At 66.5% G+C, this 19960-nt stretch carries 11 protein-coding genes; 6 read left to right on the top strand and 5 right to left on the bottom strand.

Annotation, left to right across the window (positions count from 1 at the left end; genetic code table 11):
* The 4 genes from HMPREF3114_RS15605 to HMPREF3114_RS15590 all read right to left on the bottom strand — a co-directional run.
* Nucleotides 1–3548, bottom strand: a 3548-nt coding sequence (locus HMPREF3114_RS15605) for a DUF6531 domain-containing protein (protein WP_070489975.1), incomplete at its 3' end; no start/stop codon positions are given.
* Nucleotides 3549–3864: 316 nt separating this feature from the next.
* Nucleotides 3865–5220 (bottom strand): Gfo/Idh/MocA family protein, encoded by a 1356-nt coding sequence (locus HMPREF3114_RS15600; protein ID WP_053500947.1) that lies wholly within the window; start codon nucleotides 5218–5220, stop codon nucleotides 3865–3867.
* A 65-nt stretch (nucleotides 5221–5285) separates the two neighbouring features.
* Nucleotides 5286–8261, bottom strand: coding sequence for a TonB-dependent receptor domain-containing protein (locus tag HMPREF3114_RS15595; RefSeq protein WP_053500945.1), 2976 nt, complete (start codon nucleotides 8259–8261; stop codon nucleotides 5286–5288).
* Nucleotides 8262–8395: 134 nt separating this feature from the next.
* Nucleotides 8396–11755: a TIM-barrel domain-containing protein gene (locus HMPREF3114_RS15590; RefSeq protein ID WP_070489973.1), complete on the bottom strand. Its 3360-nt coding sequence runs from the start codon at nucleotides 11753–11755 to the stop codon at nucleotides 8396–8398.
* 322 nt (nucleotides 11756–12077) lie between these two features.
* Here HMPREF3114_RS15590 and HMPREF3114_RS15585 point away from each other — a divergent pair, with 322 nt between their 5' ends.
* The 6 genes from HMPREF3114_RS15585 to HMPREF3114_RS15560 all read left to right on the top strand — a co-directional run bounded on the left by HMPREF3114_RS15585 (nucleotide 12078) and on the right by HMPREF3114_RS15560 (nucleotide 19480).
* A complete protein-coding gene (locus tag HMPREF3114_RS15585; RefSeq protein ID WP_053496825.1) occupies nucleotides 12078–13232 on the top strand; it encodes an SIS domain-containing protein in 1155 nt (384 codons plus the stop codon).
* Nucleotides 13225–14163 (top strand): ROK family protein, encoded by a 939-nt coding sequence (locus tag HMPREF3114_RS15580; RefSeq protein WP_053496824.1) that lies wholly within the window; start codon nucleotides 13225–13227, stop codon nucleotides 14161–14163. The genes HMPREF3114_RS15585 and HMPREF3114_RS15580 overlap by 8 nt, the downstream gene beginning before the upstream one ends.
* A 16-nt stretch (nucleotides 14164–14179) precedes the next feature.
* A complete protein-coding gene (locus HMPREF3114_RS15575; protein ID WP_053496823.1) occupies nucleotides 14180–15514 on the top strand; it encodes a D-tagatose-bisphosphate aldolase, class II, non-catalytic subunit in 1335 nt (444 codons plus the stop codon).
* Nucleotides 15515–15547: 33 nt separating this feature from the next.
* A complete protein-coding gene (locus HMPREF3114_RS15570) occupies nucleotides 15548–16324 on the top strand; it encodes a DeoR family transcriptional regulator (protein ID WP_005420109.1) in 777 nt (258 codons plus the stop codon).
* Nucleotides 16321–17436 (top strand): N-acetylglucosamine-6-phosphate deacetylase, encoded by a 1116-nt coding sequence (nagA, locus tag HMPREF3114_RS15565; RefSeq protein WP_053496822.1) that lies wholly within the window; start codon nucleotides 16321–16323, stop codon nucleotides 17434–17436. Before HMPREF3114_RS15570 ends, nagA begins: the two co-directional genes overlap by 4 nt.
* Nucleotides 17437–17677: 241 nt before the next feature.
* Nucleotides 17678–19480 carry an MFS transporter gene (locus HMPREF3114_RS15560; RefSeq protein ID WP_053496821.1) on the top strand — a complete coding sequence of 601 codons (1803 nt, stop codon included), beginning with the start codon at nucleotides 17678–17680 and terminating at the stop codon, nucleotides 19478–19480.
* A gap of 50 nt (nucleotides 19481–19530) precedes the next feature.
* Here HMPREF3114_RS15560 and HMPREF3114_RS15555 read toward each other — a convergent pair whose 3' ends face one another.
* Entirely contained in the window at nucleotides 19531–19959 is a 429-nt protein-coding gene (locus tag HMPREF3114_RS15555; protein WP_141750830.1) for a SecDF P1 head subdomain-containing protein, read from the bottom strand.
* Nucleotide 19960 lies beyond the last annotated feature (1 nt).

Genomic DNA, 19960 nt, shown 5'->3' with positions numbered 1-19960 from the left:
CCTGCCGAGGTGGTCAGCGCAGTGCGATTGCCGGTGGCGTCGTAGGCATAGGTTTCAATCGGCGTGCCTGTCGTCCCGTCCTGGGTCTGGGTCAGGCGACCCAGCGCGTCGTAGGCGTACTTGGCCAGCACCGTCGAGCCTGTGCCGTTCTTCAGTTCGGTGATCGAACCGACCGGGTCATAGCCATAGCCCAGCGATAGGCCGCCTGCCGCGGGGTCATGCACCGCCTGCGGGCGATAGTCCAGATCCAGCGGACGCTGCAGCTGGCGGCCGTTGCCGTAGGTCCAGCCGGTCGCCGGGCCGAAGGCCGCATAGGTCACGTTGTTCACCACGATCTGGCGTGCCTGGCCGGGCCGGGTCAGGCCGATCTGGCTGATGCGGCCCTGGGTATCGCGCACGTAGTCGGCCACGCTGCCGTCGGGGTAGGTCAACGCAGTCAGGCGCCCCGACTTGCTGTAGGCATAGCGCAGCGTGCTGGCGACACCATTGACGGTCTGCACCTTGCGGGTGACCTGGCCGAAGCGGTCGTGGCAGTACTGGGTGCTGCCATTGGCATGCAGCACCTGCCCCAGACGTCCCTTGGCAAAGCGTTCGTCGGCGGCACAGGCGGCCGGCGCCACGTCATAGCTATAGCCGACATCCAGATTGGGATCCGGATAGGCAATGCCAATCAGGCGGTTGAGCGCATCGTAGTGATAGGTGGCGGTGACGCCGCGCGCATCGGTGGCCGTCTTGCGGTTGCCCGCCGCATCCACAGTGAAGCTGCTGGCGCCACTGTCCGGGCTGACCTGCCCGGTCAGCTCACCGAAACCGTTGTAGGCATAGGTCGTATGCAGGCCCTTCGGGTCGGTAACCTGGGTGACCTGGTCCAGCGCGTTGTACTGGCTGCGGATCTCCGCCGCGACGCCGCCGACGTCCTGCAGGGTCTGCGCCAAGCGGTTCAACGGATCGTACTGCTGGCTGGTCACGCGCTGCAGGGCATCGGTCACCGTCTGTGGGTTGCCGTTGGCATCGTAGGCAAAGCCGGTGGCGTGGTTGCCCGCATCCTTCAGCGCGGTCAGCTGGCCAAGCGTGTTGAACGTCCGCGCCAGGGTACGGCGCAGGGTGCCGCCTGCATCCAGCGTGTCTTCCTTGAGGCGGTTGCCGGCGTTGTCCAATACGTAGTGGATCGTGTTGCCGCTGTTGTCCGCAATATCGGTCAAGCGCTGGGCGGCGTCATAGACATAGGTGACACTGCTGCCGTCCGGCTCGGTGACCTGCTGCACCTGGCCGGTCGGCCAGTAGCTGATCTGGGTCACCCGGTCCTCGGCTGTGGTGGCACCGCGCACGGTGACCGAGGTCGGCCAGCCGCGCGCATGGTAGGTGTAATCGGTGACCACGCCGTTGGCATCCTTGACCGACAACGGCCGCCCGAACGCGTCGTAGGCCAAGGTCTCGACCGTCTGGCCCAGCGCATTGGTCACGCTGCGCAGGTCGCCCTTGCGATAACTGCAGGCACCACTGGTCGCGCATCCCGCGTCGTCTGCGGTGTAGTAGGCATAGGTGGAGACATCCGCCACATCACTGCGTGGGCCATCCACGCTACGCAGCAGTCCCACCAGCGGGCACTCCGGGCCCTCTGCCTCACAGTAGGTCTGCGTGGTGACGCGGGTGTCACCGGTCACCCTGTCGCGCACGGTGATGGTGGTCGGCTGGAGGCGTGCATTGCGCGCGATGCGGACCTCACGGTTACCGACGGTCTGCTGCACCAGCCGATTGCTGTCCATGGCCACGCGCGTTTCGCTGATGCGCTGGTCCGGAGTACCGGCCGCTTCGGTGGTGGTGGTCACGCTGACGGCGCCTGCGGCGGCATCGCTGGCCTCGGCATAGGCGTAGCTGGTGACGACACCACGGCGATCGGTCACCGACTGCAGCCGACGCCGGAAATCGGTCCCCTCGGGCAGATAGGCGCGAGTGATGCTGCCGTTGCTTTCGGTGATGCCATTGACCTTGCGCGGAAGGCCGCTGGTACCGCTGGCGGTCAAGGCGTAGGTGCTCTGCTTGCCCAGTGCGTCGGTGACGATGGTGGTGCCTGCCGGGGTGTACTCCAGGCGCACGCCATCAATGCCCACGTCGGCTTGGCTGCAATCGCCGGAATGGCGGCTGCAGGTGACTCGCCCTTGCGTGTCATAGCCGTACCAGCTGTAGCGCTGGTTGTCTTCGGCGGTCACGCCGGTCAGGTAGCCCGGGAAGCGGGCGTCCTCATAGTGATAGGTACGGCTGGCACCGTCGGCATAGGTCGCGGTGATCAGTTCCCCGGCCGGAGAATAGGCGTAGCTCACCACAGGCTGGCCGGCGATCACCAGGGCCGAGATCAGTGAATCGTCGCCCGGCGCGAGGTACTGGACATCCACGCGCCGACCGGTTGAATGGGTGATGCTGAGCAGGCGGCCGCGGCTGTCGTGTGCATAGGTCAGCGAAGTACCGTCTTCGAAATCACGGCGCTGCATCAAGCCATCAGCATCAAAATAAATGCGCTCTCCGGCACGTGAAAGTTGCCAGTTGGTGCCCTGCTGGACCGCGCGATCACCGCTTCCGTCCATGGCTTCGTAGCTTGCCCCCACTTTCTGGAATGCGATCTGCCCGCCATCGGCGCCGATCAGCCCAACTTTCAGTTCGGAGCTGGGAGGGAAGGTGGAATCGTCTACGCCTGCGGTAAGCCGCAGATTGTGGGAATGGGTCCAGCCCGTACCCAACGCGCCGCCCGCCGTGCTCGTCAGGGAGTGATAGTGGCGTTGGAAGCTCACCCATCCAAGGTTGAAATCCGGCTCAGGCTGGGATTTATCGCCAGTGGTCGGATCACACGGGTTACCAACAGGACACTGCTGCGGCGGCAGCGGCCCGCTTGTGTAGGAGAGCATGGGCGACATGTGCGGCTCGTCCTGCTGGACCAGAGAGCACATCTGCAGGGCCTCATTCCACGTCAGGGACGGTCGATTCGGACAAAGCGCCGTTCTGGCCCGGCGCACATGCTCCCACCCCACTATCGACGAGCATTCTTGAGTGCTCTGATGATAGAAGTTCAAGGTGTAATGGAAATTCTTCTCCTCGTTGGTGACGCTACCGTCGTCGCCCCTGCCAAGTCCAAGGAGCTCCACCCAAGGATCCTCCGTGAGTGAAGTCGCCGGGCACTGCGGGTCGCTGACGCGGGTAGCGAGGATCACGCTACGAATCTGATCTTCGGATGAGTACTCCTGCCCTGAGTGGATGTAGACCCAGTCGGTAGTAACGATCTTCTCGGGTCTCACCCGGTAATCGTAGATGACCTTCTTTCCAAGGACGCGTTGGCGTTTGACATGCCAATTGAACGGTTTGTCCTTTTCGTACTGGGAAAAGAGCGACTTGATGTCCTTCTGCACCGCCGCTTCGGTAGCTCGCGGCTGGCCCATCGACAGGTAGCTCTCCCATTTCTTCTGCACCTCCTGCGCCTGCGCACCCCAAGGAGCCAAGCTCCCCAGCGCGATCATCGCCAGTGCGGCACACGAAATGGTCTTCAGTCGTTCCAACATCCCTGTTCTCCTTCCTGGACAAACACAGCACCGGCAGGAACGAGAACGTGGGGCGGTTGCCTCACCACGTCATGCTTCGGATCGTCCCTGGTCCGGAATGCGGTCTGACCGCATGGGGGACGTTATCTCCGATGTCGTTTACACATTCAAGTCATAAAGTGTGGAGCGGGTCGGATTTCAGAGTTTTCTGATAAAGCGAGCGGCCGACCGAACAAGCAGCCGAGCGTGGGCTCGGCTCTACAAGGCGAATGCCTCCAGAAACAGAAACACCGGGCAGTGCCCGGCGTCTCCGTCACAGCGTGGAAGGGTGTAAACCTCAATACTTACCGTCGAACGCGAAGATCGGCTTGCGCGTCTTCCACGCACCAGCAGTAAAGTCCGGGAACTCCAGCGTCTGGAAACCGTTGGCGATCGACTGCTCGCTCAACGGGGTGATCGCACTCCAGGTCACCGCGTCGTAGATGTCGATCGGCATCGGTGCCTTGGCTTTGAGCGCTTCAACAAATGCATGGATGACGAACCAGTCCATGCCGCCGTGGCCGGCGCTGGCGGCGGTGTCGGCATTCTGCTTCCACAGCGGGTGCTCGTACTCGTCCTGGTACTTCTTGAACTCTTCCCACTGGTGCGGCGGGCTGCGGCCTTCGATGTGGATCGAATGGTTCACATCCATCCACAGGCCCTTGGTGCCCTGCACGCGGAAGCCCATCGAGTACGGGCGCGGCAGCGAGGTGTCGTGCTGCAGCAGAATGGTCTCGCCGTTCTCGCACGCCAGCGTGGTGGTGACGATATCGCCGAGCTTGAACTTCACCTGGGTGCTGGGGTGGGTGGTGCCGCCACTCTTGGCCACGGTGTATTCGTGCAGGCCGCGTGCCTTGGTCGCGAAGGCGTTGATGTGGGTGAAGCGGTTGCCACGGTTGATGCCGGTGTACATCGCACAGGGGCCGATGCCGTGGCTGGGGTACAGCTCACCATTGCGTTCCACCGAATGCTCGGTGCGCCAGCGAGCTTCGCTCCAGCCCTTCGGACCGAACTCCACGCCGCTGTCGTAGGGCTGGTTGGGGTCGCCGGAATTGAACTTCACGCCGCGCAGGTCGTGCTGGTAGCCGGCCTGCAGATGCACCAGTTCGCCGAACAGGCCCTGGCGCACCATCTGCAGCGCGGCCATCACGTCGCGGCGGTAGCAGACGTTCTCCAGCAGCATGTACGGGGTGCCGGTGCTCAGCTGGGTCTTCAGCACGTCCCAGTGGTCCTGCAGGGTGATGCCGGCCACCACTTCACAGCCCACGGCCACGCCGGCCTGCATGGCGGCAATCGCCATTGGTGCGTGGTACTCCCACGGCGTGGCGATGATCACGCCATCGATGCCCTTCTGTTCCAGCAGGCGCTTCCACGCGTTGGTGTCACGATCCTGGCCATAGGTCTTCGGCGCGGGCTTGCCGGCCTTCGCCACCATCTCCATGGCGCGACCGAGCATGATCGGCTCGATGTCGCACAGGGCAACCACTTCGACGTCGTCGCGACGCACCAGCTCCTTCAGCAGCACCAGCCCGCGCATGCCGGTACCGATCATGGCCAGACGCACCTTGCGCCCGCGTGCCCATGCCGGGGTCTGCGGCAGCAGGCTGCTGGCGGCGACAGCGGCACTGGCCGCGATGAATTCCCTACGCTTCATGGCAGACATCTCTCCTCTTGGCAGCGTGCCGGCCGCAGCCGGCACGCCAGGTCACGCAAACGGAATTACTTGAACCGGTAGCCGATGGTCACACTGTAACCACGACCGAAGATGGTGGCGTAGTCACTGGAGTCACCCAGGAAGCTGTTCGGATCGTAGAACGGCAGGCGGTTGAACAGGTTCTTGACGGTGAAGCTCAGGTTCCACGCATCGTCCGGGCGCCAGGTGACGCTCATGTTGGCGGTCCACCACGACGGTGCACCATCGCACTTGCTCTTCTGCAGGGCCAGGTAACCGCCGGTGCAGGTTTCCTTGTTGTTGCTCTCTTCGTCGATCTGGTCGGTGGCCCACTTGGTGCCACCCACGTAGTTGACGAACATGCTGGTGGTCACCTGCTTGTAGGTCCAGTCTGCATTGAGCGTGGCACGCAGGCGCGGGTTGTTGTAGTAGCCCACCACGTCGCCGTAGTACCAGCCGTTCTCCGCATCCATGTAGAAGCGGTTGCGGTTGGCGATGGTGGCGGCCAGGCCGATGTTCAGATTACCCCAGTCGCCCAGCGAGAAGCGGCTGCGCGCGTCGATGTCGAAGCCGTCGATAAGCGTCTTGCCGCGGTTCTTGTATTGGCCGACCACGCTGGCCACGTTGCCGGCGGAGTAGCCCGGCAGGGTGGCCGGGCAGCTCACGCCGCTGGCCGGATCGGCGCACATTGCCGCCAGCTGCGCCAGGTTGGCGCGGTCGCTGTCGGTGATCGGCGAGCGCGACATCGAGATGATGTCTTCCATGCGGCGATAATCCGGCGCGACGATTTCATTGTTGCGGTAGATGAACCAGTAGTCGGCCGACACCGACAGCCAGCTCGCTGGCTCGTAGACGAAGCCGAGGGTGGCGATCTTCGCCTTCTCCGGCTTCAGATCCTTGTTCGGCTGGGTCATGCGCGCGACGGTACGGCTGCAATCGACGTTCAGCAGGGTCTTGCCGAGATCGACGTCACCCGGCCGCTGCGACTTCAGCAGCAGGTTGGCGATGGCGTTGGTCTCGTTGCAGCGCAGCTCGTCACGGAAGCCGCCGAGCTGGGCGAACACGCCGCCGTTGCCGGACTCGGCCAGGCTCGGTGCGCGGAAGCCGGTGGAATACGTGCCGCGCAGCATCAGCTGATCGAACGCCTGGTACTTGAAGCCGATCTTCGGCGCGATGTTGGCGCTGAAGTTCGGGTACTTGTCCACGCGCACCGCCGCATCCAGTTCCAGCTTGTCGGTGATCGGTGCCACGGTCTCGGCAAACAGCGCGTAGGTGTTGCGCTTGCCGTCGAACCACGAGCCGCCCTGCTGGGTGATCAGGCCATTGGCCGCATCGGCATTGCCCGGGGTGTAGAAGGTCTCACGGCTGGCGTTGAAGCCGAACGCGGCGCGCATCTCGCCCGCCGGCAGCTGGAACAGCGGTCCTTCGATCTTGCCGTCCAGGGTATGCAGGCGGGTCCACGACTGGATGTCGAAGGTCGGGAACGCTTCACGGATCAACGCGGCGTTGGCTTCGCTGATCTCGCCGAACTTGTACGCCGGGTGGTCGGAGATGATCACCCGACCGGTACCAGGATCGATCGTGTACGGCCCGAACGCCTTCTCGAAGCCCTTGGTGTTGACGTTGATCGTCTGGTAGGTGGTGGAGTGGGTACCCGCGCTGGCGAATGCGGTTTCCCAGTTCCAGTCACCCACGTTGCCACGTGCGCCCGCCAGCACACGATAGCTCTTGTCGGTATTGCGCTGGCCGAAGTAATTCGGGCCGGCATCCTGCAGCAGGTAGTTCAGGCCGACCACGCCGCCCATCATCGCCTTCAACTGCGGGCTGGCGTGGTTGTACTCGTTGTTCGGGCCCAGGAACGGGTACAGGAACTGGTTGACGGTGTTGCCGGTGTTGCGCGAGAACCAGCTGGTCGGGTTGCCGGTCGTGGTGCCGTAGGTGCGCGGCGTGCCGCCGTTGGCGCGCAGGTCGATGTCGGTGTAGGTCGCCTCGGCGAAGATCTCGGTGCTGTCGCCGACCAGGAAGGTGCCGTTGAGGTAGGCGGTGTTGCGCTCGGACTTGGCGCCGGCATCGATCTCGTTGTTCATCCAGGTTTCCCAGACGCAACGCGGGCCGGCCGCTTCACTGGTCAACACGTTCTTGCAGCCCGGCGCAGCTTCCTGCACGCGGCGGCCGGTGACCGGATCGAAGGCGAAGTAGGTGCCCGGGTTGAACTCGCCCGGCCTGCTGCCCACGCCCAGGCGCAGGTTATTGAGGTAGTTCGGGTTGTTGACGTAGTACTGGTCCGGACGCTTGTCGTAGAAATCGCTCAGCGGAATCGCGTCGCGACGGTACATGTTGACCGCGCCGTAGATGTTGAAGCGGTTCTCGGCCAGGTCACCGAAGCCGGCGGTGATGCTGGCCTGGCGCTCACCGTAGGAATCGATGCGCGAGGAGGTGTCGTTGGTGAAGCTGATCTCGGCACCCTGGAAGTTGCGCTTGGTGATCACGTTGATCACGCCGGCCACCGCGTCGGTACCGTACACGGCCGACGCGCCGTCGGTCAGTACTTCCATGCGCTCGATGGCCGCCGCCGGGATCGCATCGATGTTGACGAACTGGGTCTGGAACCCGGCCGGTGCGCCGTAGTACGACAGGCGGCGACCGTTCAGCAGCACCAGTGTGCCCTGTGCGCCCAACCCGCGCAGGTTGGCCTGCGAGGCACCATCGGAACCGGTGAACAGCGAGCGCGCATCCTGCTGCGCGGGGCGAGCGGCCGGCAGGTTGTCGAGCACCTGCAGCAGCGTGCGCGCACCCATGTTCTGGATGTCCTGCTTGCTGATCACCTGCACCGGCGAGGCGGTTTCAACGTCGGTGCGACGAATGTTGGAGCCGGTGACCTCGATACGGGCGAGGTCGGTGGCGTTGTCCTTGCTCTCCTGGGCGAAGGCAGGAGCGGCAAGCGAGAACAGCGCGCCGGCAATGGCCAGCGTCAGCGGAGCGATCGAGCGGCAAGGGGGGCGGTGGTGGCGGGCGGGCAACATCGGGGTTCTCTCCTGGCAGGGGTGCGGCGCAACTGAGTGAGCGCGTGGGCGTTCGGCGGGCAAAACGCTCCCGGGCCACGGCCATGAGGGCCGTAGTCGGGATGGGGCGGGGGAGGAGCGGTGTTACGTGGGGGTCATGGGGCGACGATGCTGGCGGAGTCGCCCTCCTGGCCGATCAGTACGGCGTTGGCCCAGTTGGCACAGACCTGGGCGGGTTGGCTGCCCTGCGCACCCAGCGTGCGCAGGCTCAGGGTGGAAAGGCCACGGATGTCCAGCTCCGGCTTGACCACGCCGGGCGCCTTCACCAGGCCGCTGTCGTACAGCAGGCGGTTGTCGCCCCATACCTGGAACTGCAGGCCGCCGGCGTTGCGGCAGGCGTCGTCGATGCCGAGGTCGGCACGCAGCAGGTGCCAGCCGCCCAGCAGGCGCAGGTCGATGCGGCTGTTGGCGCCGACCCCCAGGCCACGGCGGAACTGCAGGCCGTTCATGCGCATGCCGGCGTCGCCACGGAAGGACTGGTCGGTACGCAGCTGGCTGGCCAGCGCGGCCGGCACCGGCAGCTCGGAGAGATAGCGCTGCCGGGCCGGTCGCTCCGGTTCCTGGTGTTCGAGGATGTGGAAGGTGGAGAGTGCGATCGGGCCGACGTCGCGCGGCTGCAGTGCATCGAACGCGCGGGCGCTGCCCTGGGCGGCGGTCACCATCGGGTCGGTGCTGCTGGCGCCGTCGCCTTCGGGGTTCTGCACGCTCAGTACGCGGAAGCGCAGCAGGCGGCCGGCATGGGCCGGGAAGTCGATGCGTTGCACGCCTTCCTTCAGCTGCAGGCGGCCACGGGCGATCGGCTCGCCCCACTCGCCATTGCTGTCGCCCAGGTACACCTCGTAATCGCGCACCTGGCCGTGCTTCCAGTTCTTGTCGTTGCGCGGTGCGATGTCGATGCCATCGATCATCCTGCGCTCGCCGAAGCCGATCACCCACTCGTGCGCGCCAGTGCGCACGGCCTGGTTGCGCACGCTGCGGAACCAGGTGTTGGGATCGTCATCGAAGGCGTTCTCCAGCGCATGGCCGGGCTCCTCGGCCGGGCGGTTGACCACCAGCAGGCTGTCTGCGGGCAGTTCGCGGCCGAGTACCGGCGCGGCCGGATAGGCATCGTCGGCGGCCGCAGCGGCCGCCGCGAAGTCCAGCTGCAGCTGCAGCGGCTGGCGGATGTCCTGGACAGCGGTACGCACGTGCAGCGTGCCACGGCGCTCCTTGGCATCGAAGTACCAGCCTTCAGCCGCACCGTTGAACGCCGCCGCATCGGCCAGCGCTGGCAACGCGCGGCCACCGGCCTGCACTGCACGTGGCGCCTGCCGGCTGAGCACGCGCAGGCCATAACGACGCTGCGCCAGCTGGCCGTTGTACTGGCCCTGCACCGCATCGATCTGCACCTGCACCGGGCCACTGCCCAGTGCAGGCGCCTGCACGCGGATTACCTGCGTGCTCGACTCACCCTGCTGGTAGCGGCGCGTGTTGCCATCGTCTTCGTACAACGTGTACTGCGAGTCGCCCTGCGGGTACAGGTCGAAGGTCACTTCATCGAGCGGCTTTTCGCCGTCGAACAGCATCGACGGGTACATCGGCAGGATCGCACCGGCGCGCACGAACACCGGCAGCGTGGCCAGGTCCACCTGGCGGTCCAGCTGGCGGCCGTCGGCACCGGCCTGCACGCGGCGGCCGTCCCAGTAGTCGATCCAGCCGCCGGCCGGCAGGTGGATGTCGCGGCGCCAGCCACGGCTGGCGGCCTGGCTGCGGTACACCGGCGCCACCAGCAGATCGCGGCCGAGCAGGAACTGGTACTTGTAGGTCTCATCCTGCGCATGCGGGTCGCGCGGGTAGTCCCACATCAGGCCCCGCACCGGCGGTGCGCCGGTCTGCGCGGCCTCGTGCACCAGCCCGTACATGTACGGGGTCAGGCGCATCTTCAACTTCAGGTAATCGCGGTTGATGCTGCGGTACGGCTCGTCGTACCACCACGGGTGCTTGCGCGCGTTCGACGACCAGCCGCTCATGCCCATCAGCACCGGGGTGAACGCCTTCCACTGCAGGTCGCGGGTGAAGGTCTCGGCGCTGCCGCCGAAGATTGCATCGACGTCGCCACTGGCGTAGGCCATGCCGGACAGGCCCGAACCGACCAGGGTCGGCACGTGCCAGCGGATGTAATCCCAGCTGCTGCTCTGATCGCCGGTCCACGCTACGGCGTAGCGCTGGATACCGGCCCAGCCCATCACCGTCCACAGGAACGGGCGCGAATCGGAGTTGTCGAGGATGCCGTTGAACGCCTGGCGGTTGGCATCCATCGCGAACTGGTAGCCCTTGCCGGTCCAGGCCACGTCCAGCTTCTGCACGCGGCTGCCGGCCTTGCCGACTTCCCAGGCGATCTTGTCGACGCCGTTCTCGGTCCACAGGCCGGTGCGGAAGCCGTAGCCGGCGAGCCCCTTCACCGTTTCCGGCAACTGCTTGTAGCCGCAGCCGTAGCCATCATTGGGCAGGATCCAGCCACCGGGCATGTCGTGGGCGCGGTACTGCTTGGCCACGCTGTCGATCACATCCGGCGTGGTGCCGGTCGGGCCGTCGCTCCAGCCTTCGGGCACGGTGCCGGGCTTCTTGCTGTTGTCGCCGTCGTTGTAGCAGTCGGCATCGCCATAGGACAGCGCCCAGCGCGCCACCATGTTCGGGCGGCCGGTCAGCTGGGTGTAACGCTCGATCAGCTTGGGCAGGTCCGCGCCGACGAAGTAGTAGGCATCGAAGCGGTCTTCGCGATGCAGCAGCGTGGCCTGGTCGGGCTGGCGCAGGTCGTAGCTGCCATCGCTCCAGGTATTGCGCAGCATGCCCCAGCCACGGCTGCTCAGCAGCATGGGTGCCGGGCTGGGGCGGTCGCCCTCTTCCCAGCCGCCGGAATAGGACACCTCCAGCTCGCGGCCCTTGAACTGATAGCGGCCGTTCTGCTGGCCGCCACCGAAGTAGCCCTCATCGGCCTGCGAGGACAGCACCTGCACGCTCTGCGTGGCCTCCAGGTCCAGCGGCTGCAGTTCCTGCCACAGCGCGGTGGGCTGGCCGTTGTCCAGGCGTTCCAGGCGCAGGCGCAGCGGTTGCCGCTGCACATGCAGGACCAGTGCGTCGGTACGCACGCGGATTTCCTGCGCATCTTCTTCCAGCTGCGCCTGCACGTTCGCCTTGGGCTGCGGCAGCACGATCGGTGCGGCTTTGTCGCCGGCGCCGGTCAACGTGCCGTTGCGGCCGGCCTGCACGCGGATGATGTCGGTCGCCGGCAGTTCAATGCGGATGCGCGCTCCCTTGTCGGTCTGCAGGTCCCAGCCCTGCACGCCATCGCGGCTGGCGCTGGCGCTGACCGATCGCAGGTTTCCGACCGGCTCGGCCCTGGCCGTCATGGACGCCAGCATCAAGGCCGGCAACAGGGCCAGCATCAGCGGCGAGCGACGTACGCAGTTTTCCACGCGGACTCCCAACCCGTTCACCGGGCGTTTCGAAAGCGATTGGGCCGACTCTAGGGCAGCGATTCGAAAGATGTCAACAAATTGAAAGGAAAAAGGAAGATATATTCCATTGAAACGAAAGTTGTTGCGTCGCAATACTTTGTGTAAGCGCTTGCAGTCGCCTGTTAAGCATTGTGCGATACGGCATTTGAGCCGTCCTTTCGTTTTCCTGGTCATGCCGCGACTGGGAAAGCCACTCGGCCATTTTCTTTCTTTTTACTTTCGATGTTTGACATTTCGAAAGAAAACACAGATGGTGCGCTGGCCCAACTGGAACCTCCGAATGGACGTCACCCTGCTTTCCGATGTGTCCGCCTGGCAGCGCCTTGGCGGAGCCGATACCGCAACCGAAATCGCCCAGCAGCCTGCGCTGTGGGAAGCACTCGCACAGGACCTGTCGCGTGCCCGCGACCGCCTGCAGGCCTTCCTCGGCGACAGCCTCAACGATCCCAACCAGCGCGTGCTGTTCACCGGCGCCGGCAGTTCCGGCTTCATCGCCGAGATGGTGGCCGACGCGATCAACGCACAGTGGGCGGCCGAGGTGCGCGTGGTGCACACCACCAGCCTGCTGACCCACCCGGCGCTGTACCTGCAGCGTGACCGCCCGACCCTGCTGGTGTCGTTCGGCCGCAGTGGCTCCAGCCCGGAAAGCGTGGCAGCGGTGGATCGCGTGCGCAGCGACGTGGACGACGCGCGCTTCCTCGACATCACCTGCAACGCCGATGGCGAACTGGCCCGCCGTGGCGCCGGCCGTGGCGATACGTGCACCCTGCTGATGCCGTCGGCCAGCTGCGACCGCGCCTTCGCCATGACCAGCAGCCTGACCTGCATGCTGCTGGCGGCACTGACGGTGTTTGATCGCTCGCCGTGGGATGCGCGCGTGGCGCGCCTGAAGCAGATCGCCGCGCTGGCCCGCGAAGGGCAGGCGCAGTGGGACGCACCAGTGGCAACGCTTGCGCAGCGCCCGTTCAACCGCGTGATCTACCTTGGCAGCGGCCCGCTGGAAGCGCTGGCCCGCGAGTGTGCACTGAAGGTGCTGGAGCTGACCGCTGGCCGCGTTCTGGCGCTGGCCAACACGCCGCTGGGCTTCCGTCACGGCCCCAAGTCGACGCTGGATGGCAACACCCTGGTGGTGGTGCTGCGCAGCGTGCAGCCGCTCGCGCGCCGCTACGAGCAGGACCTGCTGGACGAACTGCGCCGCGATGGCGTAGCCGGGCAGGTGCTGGCGATCGGTCCACATTCGGTCATCGGCGCCGATGACGATTACACCCTCACCGTACCGGCGCTGGACGATCCGTGGCTGGCACCGGTGTGGCTGGGCTTCGCGCAGCTGTTCGCGCTGCAGCGCTCGGCCGCGCTGGGACTGACCCCGGACAACCCGTTCCCGGACGGCACCGTCAACCGCGTCGTCAAGGGCGTCACCATCCACCATGGCTGAGCTGATCGCCCACGCCTGCTATGGCATCGACATCGGCGGCACCAAGATCGAGCTGGTGGCGTGCGATGCGGCGATGCAGGTCACCTGGCGCCGCCGCGTGGCCACGCCGCAGGGCGACTACGATGGTTTCCTGCAGGCCGTGGTGACGCTGGTGGCCGAGGCCGACGCCGCGCTGGGCCGGAATGATGCGGCCATCGGCATTGCCCTGCCCGGCGTGCGTGACCGCCGCAGCGGCCGCCAGCTCAGCGCGAACGTGCCCGCACTGACCGGCCAATGCGTGGCGCAGGATCTGCAGGCGCGGCTGCAACGCTCGCTGCATTTCGGCAATGACCTGCAGTGCTTTGCCCTGTCGGAAGCGCACGGCGGCGCCGCCGATGGCTACCCCAGCATGTTCGGCGCCATCCTCGGCACCGGTGCCGGCGGTGGCTTCTGCCTGCAGGGCCGGCTGCTGTCCGGCTTCAACGGCCTGGCCGGCGAATGGGGCCACTGGAGCGTGCCCGGCCATCTGCTGCAGCGCCATGGCCTGCCGCTGCTGGACTGCGGCTGCGGCCTGCAGGGCTGCGTGGAGCGCTATGTGTCCGGCAGCGGATTGGCCATGATCGAACGCCACCTCGGAGGCAGCGCCGTCGACGCCAGTGCGGTGATCACGCTGGCCGAAACCGGCGATGCCCGCGCGCGCAAGGCGCTGGACATCCATCGTGACCTGCTCGGACACAGCCTGGCCGCGCTGGTGCTGGCACTGGACCCGCACGTGATCGTGCTCGGCGGCGGACTCTCGCAGTACGCGCCGCTGTACCAGCAGCTGCCGGCCGCCATCGCCACCCATCTGTTCAATGGCGTGCAGGTTCCGCCGATCGTGCCGCCACGGTTCGGCGATGCCGGTGGCGCACGTGGTGCCGCCCTGCTCGCCTGCCAACCCTCGTTTTCCTGATCTCCGGAGCCTGACCATGTCCCCGTTGCAGACCCTGCTTGCTTCCCACCGCGCCGGCGCCAACGTCGGCCTGTACAGCGTCTGTTGCAGCAACGAGCAGGTGCTGCGCGCGGCCATGCACGTCGCCCTGGCGCATGGCACCGTGCTGCTGATCGAGGCCACCTCCAACCAGGTCGACCAGTTCGGCGGCTACACCGGCATGACCCCGCCGCAGTACCGCGACTACGTGGGCACGCTGGCCGATGAAGAAGGCTTCCCGCGCGAGCGGCTGATGCTGGGCGGCGACCACCTCGGCCCGAATGCCTGGCAGAAGCGCCCGGCGGCCGAAGCGATGACCCACGCGCGCGTGCTGATCGAAGCCTACGTCGCCGCCGGTTTCCACAAGATCCATCTGGATTGCAGCATGTCCTGCGCCGATGATCCGGTGCCGCTGCCCGATGCCATCGTCGCTGCGCGCTCGGCCGAGCTGGCCGAAATCGCCGAACGCACCGCCGCCGAACATGGCCTGCCGCCGCCGGTCTACGTGATCGGTACCGAAGTGCCGATTCCCGGAGGCGAAGCCTCGCTGGCCGAAGGCCTGCAGGTGACCACGCCGGCCGCCGCCGCGCAGACCCTGGCCATCCACCGGCAGGCCTTCGATACCCCGCAGCTGCGCGATGCGTGGCAGCGTGTGATCGCGATGGTGGTGCAGCCGGGCGTGGACTTCGACCACAGCAGCGTGCACGAGTACGACGCCGCCGCTGCCAGTACGCTGGCCGATTTCCTCGAACAGCAGCCACGCATCGTGTTCGAAGCGCACTCCACCGACTACCAGCGCGAGAGCGGCCTGCACGCGCTGGTGCGCGACCACTTCGCCATCCTCAAGGTCGGGCCCGCGGCCACCTTCGCCTACCGCGAAGCGCTGTTCGCGCTGGCCGCGATCGAGGCCGAACTGCTGCCGGCGGCACAGTGCTCGCGCCTGCCGCAGGTGCTGGACGAGGTGATGGTGGCGCAGCCGAAGTACTGGCAGTCCTACTACCAGGGCGATGACACGGCGCTGCGCCTGCTGCGCAGCTACTCCTTCAGTGACCGCTGCCGTTACTACTGGGGCGAGCCCGCGCTGGTGCAGGCGGTGCAGACCCTGTTCGCCAACCTGGAACAGCACGCGCCGCCACTGGTGCTGCTCAGCCAGTACCTGCCGGAGCAGTACCGCGCCGTGCGTGAGGGCACGCTGGCCAACACCCCCACCGCGCTGGTGCAGCACCGCATCGGCCTGTGCCTGGGCGAGTACGCGCGCGCCTGCGGCGCCAACCAGGCCGGAACCCGCACGCAGAACGCACGTTCGGCTGCCGCAGTTGCTGCGAACGGCTAATCTCTACCTTTCCCCGCGAAACCGAGAATGGCCATGCGCAACACCCGCTCCCGCCGGCAACAGATCCTGCAGCTGCTGATCGAGCACGGCTCGGTGCAGGTGGCCGATCTGGTCGAGCGTTTCGGCGTGTCGGCGGTGACCATCCGTGCCGACCTGACCCACTTCGAGTCGCAGGGCCTGGCCAACCGCACCCACGGCGGCGCCACCCTGGTGCGCACGCCGCCGCAGGAACAGGACATCCATGAGAAGGACGCGCTGAACCTGCCGTTGAAGGAATCGATCGGTGCGCGCGCTGCGCGCCTGGTGCAGCCGGGCGACAACATCATCATCGATTCCGGCTCGACCACGATGACGCTGGCTCGCCACCTGCGCGCGCATCGCGACGTGACGGTGATGACCAATGGCCTGAACATCGCCTGGGAACTGGCCAATGCCGCGGGCATCACCGTGCTGCTGACCGGTGGTCTGCTGCGCCAGCAGTCGCTGTCGCTGCAGGGCAGCCAGGCCGAGGCCAGCCTCAACTCGTACAGCTTCGATACCCTGTTCCTTGGCGTGGATGGCCTGGACCTGCAGTTCGGCCTGACCACCCACGACGAGGCCGAAGCCCGCCTCAACCACCGCATGGTCGAGCGCGCGCGCCGCATCGTGGTGCTGACCGACGCCTCCAAGTTCGGCCGTGTCAGCCTGCACCGCATCGCCCGCCTCGACCAGATCCACGCCATCATCACCGACGCCGGCATCGACGAGGCAACCCGCGAAGGGCTGCAGCGGCTGGGTATCGAAGTGATCATTGCCGAGCCTCCCGCATGACCGACATCCGTTCCCTGCATGGCCGCATCCTCACCCCGCTGGGCTGGCGGCGTGGCCAGGTACACTTCGATTCACATGTGCGCCAGCTGCAGGTGGATGACCACAGTGGTGCTGACGACCTGCAGCTGCCGGTCATCCTGCCCGGCTTCATCGACCTGCATGTGCACGGCGCGGCCGGGGTGGACCTGATGCAGGGCGGCGACGTGGCGCGCACCATCGCGCGCACCCATCTGCGCTTCGGTACCACCACGCTGCTGGCAACCACCATGACCGCCGGCCTGGATGAGATCGAGCACGCGCTGCAGGGCGTGGCTGCGACGATGGCGGCGCCCGATGCCGACGCCGCCAGCATCGTCGGCGTGCATCTGGAAGGACCGTTCATCAGCCCGCAGCGGCTCGGTGCACAGCCCAACCGTACGATCGAGGCGACGCTGGCGCTGGTGCAGCAACTGCACGCACTGGCGCCGATCCGGGTGATGACGCTGGCACCGGAAATCGGCGATCACACCGCACTGATTCCCGCGCTTTCGGCGATGGGCATCCGCGTGCAGCTCGGCCACAGCGCCGGCACCTACGAGGAAGGCGTAGCCGCGCTGCAGGCCGGCGCCTCCGGCTTCACCCATCTGTTCAATGGCATGACCGGTGTCGACCATTACCGACCCGGCATCGCCGCAGCGGCGCTGGCGCATGCACAGTACGCCGAGATCATTCCCGACCTGCAGCACATCCATCCCGGCGTGATCCGCCTGGCCGCGCGCGCGATCCCGCGCCTGTATGCGGTGACCGACGCGACGGCCGCCACCGGCATGCCCGACGGCGAGTACGCGCTGGGCGAGCAGCGGGTGCACAAGTGCGGCGGCTGCGTGCGCCTGGCGACCGGTTCACTGGCCGGCAGCGCCCTGACCATGGACCAGGCACTGCGCAACCTGGTGCGCGTGGGCCTGGAGCTGGCCGATGCCTCGCAGCGCGTTTCCACCTTCCCGGCCGACTATCTGGGCCTGGGCGATCGCGGCCGCATCGCGCCCGACGCCCGTGCCGACCTGGTGGTACTGGACACCGAACTGCGCCTGCGGCAGGTGGTGGTTGGTGGCCGGGTGATCGACCTGCACTAGGCGACGCGCGTCTGTAGAGCCGAAGGCAATGGCAGGAGCCATTGCCAACGTCGCTTGCGACGGCCCGGAGGGTGCCGATCAGGACGATCGGCATAGCCGTGCTCGGCTGCTTTTCGCATCAGCATCGACGATGTCCGCGCCGCGCTTCGCGCGGCAAGCCGAGCATGGCTCGGCTCTACATGAAGCGCGCAAGCGCAATGCCCCAGCCCCGCACCATCCCCGTTATTCCAGGAATACGCCGATGACCGCAGCCACCGCACCCGCCGTACCCGCTTCCACCGCTCCGCGCTGGCCCGTACGTTACCTGCTCTTCATCGGCGGCCTCGGTGGCCTGCTGTACGGCATCGACATCGGCATCATCGCCGGCGCCCTGCCCTATCTTGAAGCCACCGCCAGCCACGCCTGGCAGCTCAGCAGCCAGCAGCTTGGCTTCGTGGTGGCCGCGGTACTGCTGGGCAGCGTGCTGTCCTCGCTGTTCGCCGGCATGATCGCCGACCTGATCGGCCGCCGCGGCGCGATGCTGCTGGCCGGCCTGCTGTTCACCGCCTCGATTCCGATCATGGCGTTGGCCTCGGGCTATACACCCCTGCTGCTGGGCCGCCTGCTGCAGGGCGTCAGCGGTGGCCTGATCGGCGTGGTGGTACCGCTGTACCTGGCCGAAGTCCTCAGCCCCGAGCGACGTGGCCGGGGTGCGGCGATGTTCCAGCTGCTGCTGACCATTGGCCTGGTGTTGGCCGCGCTGATCGGGCTGTACCACGCACATGCGGTGGATGCCGCCGCCGAGGCCGTGCGCTCGCTGCCGCTGGCACAGCAGGCGCAGGAGCTGTTCACGGTGAAGGACCACGCCTGGCGCACCATCTTCTGGAGCTGCCTGGCGCCGGGCCTGCTGTTCTGCGCCGGCATCTTCTGGCTGTCCGAATCGCCGCGCTGGCTGGTGCGCCGGGGCCGTGTCAACGATGCCCGCCGCAGCTTGCAGCGCGTTCTGCCTGCTGCCGATGTGGAGCCCACCCTTGCGCAGATCCAGGCGCCGGAATCGAGCAGCAGCGACAGCAAGCGCGACCCGCTGCTCAGCCGCCGCTACGTGGTGCCGTTCCTGCTCGCCTGCGTCGTGCTGGCCTGCACCCAGGCCACCGGCATCAACTCGGTACTGGCCTACGCGGTGAACATCCTCAACCAGGCCGGCCTGTCCGGTTCAGTGGCCAACGGCGCCGACGTGGCGATCAAGCTGCTCAATGCGGTGATGACCGTGGTCGCGTTGCTGCTGGTCGACCGCAAGGGCCGCAAGTTCCTGCTGATGCTCGGCAGCGGTGGTATCTGCGTGGCCCTGCTGGCAGCGGCCACGCTGTTCTTCCAGGCCGAGCGCGGTCGCGCTGATGTGCAGCCGCAGTTGCAGGCGGCGGTCAACGGCGATGGCCTGCAGCTGGTGCTGGATGAAGCCCAGTGGGAGCGCCTCGGTGCTGGCATCGACAGCGAGGGCCGGCCGCTGCAGCTGACCGTGTCGTACGCCTACGGCGACTTCACCAATGTGCGCGCCGTGCGCAGCGACAACCTGATTGATCGCGAACTGCGTATCGACCGCACCGGCACCGTACAGCCAGACAGCGTGATCGGCGCATTCTTCCGCAAGTTGCATCTGAACCCGTTCGCCGACCCCGCCAGTGCCGCGCAGGCGCCGCTGCGCGTCGAACAGGCCCGCATCGGCCCGGTGCCGCCGCCTGCACATGGCTGGGCGGTGGCCGCCTGCATCCTGGTATTCGTCGCGTTCTTCGCGGTCGGTCCCGGCGTGTGCGTGTGGCTGGCACTGTCGGAACTGATGCCGAACCGCATCCGCTCCAACGGCATGAGCATCGCACTGCTGATCAACCAGTTCGTGTCGACCACCATCGCCGCCATCTTCCTGCCCACGGTGGGCCACTACGGCTACGCCAGCATGTTCGTGTTCTGGGCGGCCTGCACCTTCGTATTTTTCCTGGTAGCCGCATTCTGGCTGCCGGAGACCAAGGGCAAGTCACTGGAGGAGATCGAGGCACGGTTCGCCCGGTAGCGGTCGACCTTGGTCGACCTCCGCGTAGCGCGCGGATGTTGGCGCGCCCGTCACTGACCGGTGATGTGCTTCGCCAACGCCTGCGCCTCGGCGATGCTCGGCAGCCCGCTCAGCATCATCGACTCCCCGAACGGGCCCTGCACCGTCGCCACCATCAACACGCGGCCATCCACGCTGATTGCCGCTCGCTGGCCCACCAGTGCTTCCGTGCCATCGTGGATGCGCTGGTGCGCTTCGTGTCGAAAGCGGATCTGCAGGCCAGGTTGCTTGTCCTGATCCAGCACGTAGCGCACATCGGCAATGTCGGCGCTGCCGGCGATCGGTGGCTCGTGCAGGGCCAGGGTTTCGCCCTGCCACTGCACCTGCCTGCCCTTGCCGTCCGCATCGACCGCGCTCAGGCGTACATCCACACCCGCGCGCGGTACATGTCCCTCGACCGCCTGCACCGCGGGCGTGGCACCTGGCGTGCATCCGGCCATG

It is taken from the genome of Stenotrophomonas sp. HMSC10F07 (genome assembly GCF_001807895.1).
Taxonomy (GTDB): Bacteria; Pseudomonadota; Gammaproteobacteria; order Xanthomonadales; family Xanthomonadaceae; genus Stenotrophomonas; species Stenotrophomonas sepilia.
This window is presented reverse-complemented; position numbering and strand designations above follow the sequence as displayed.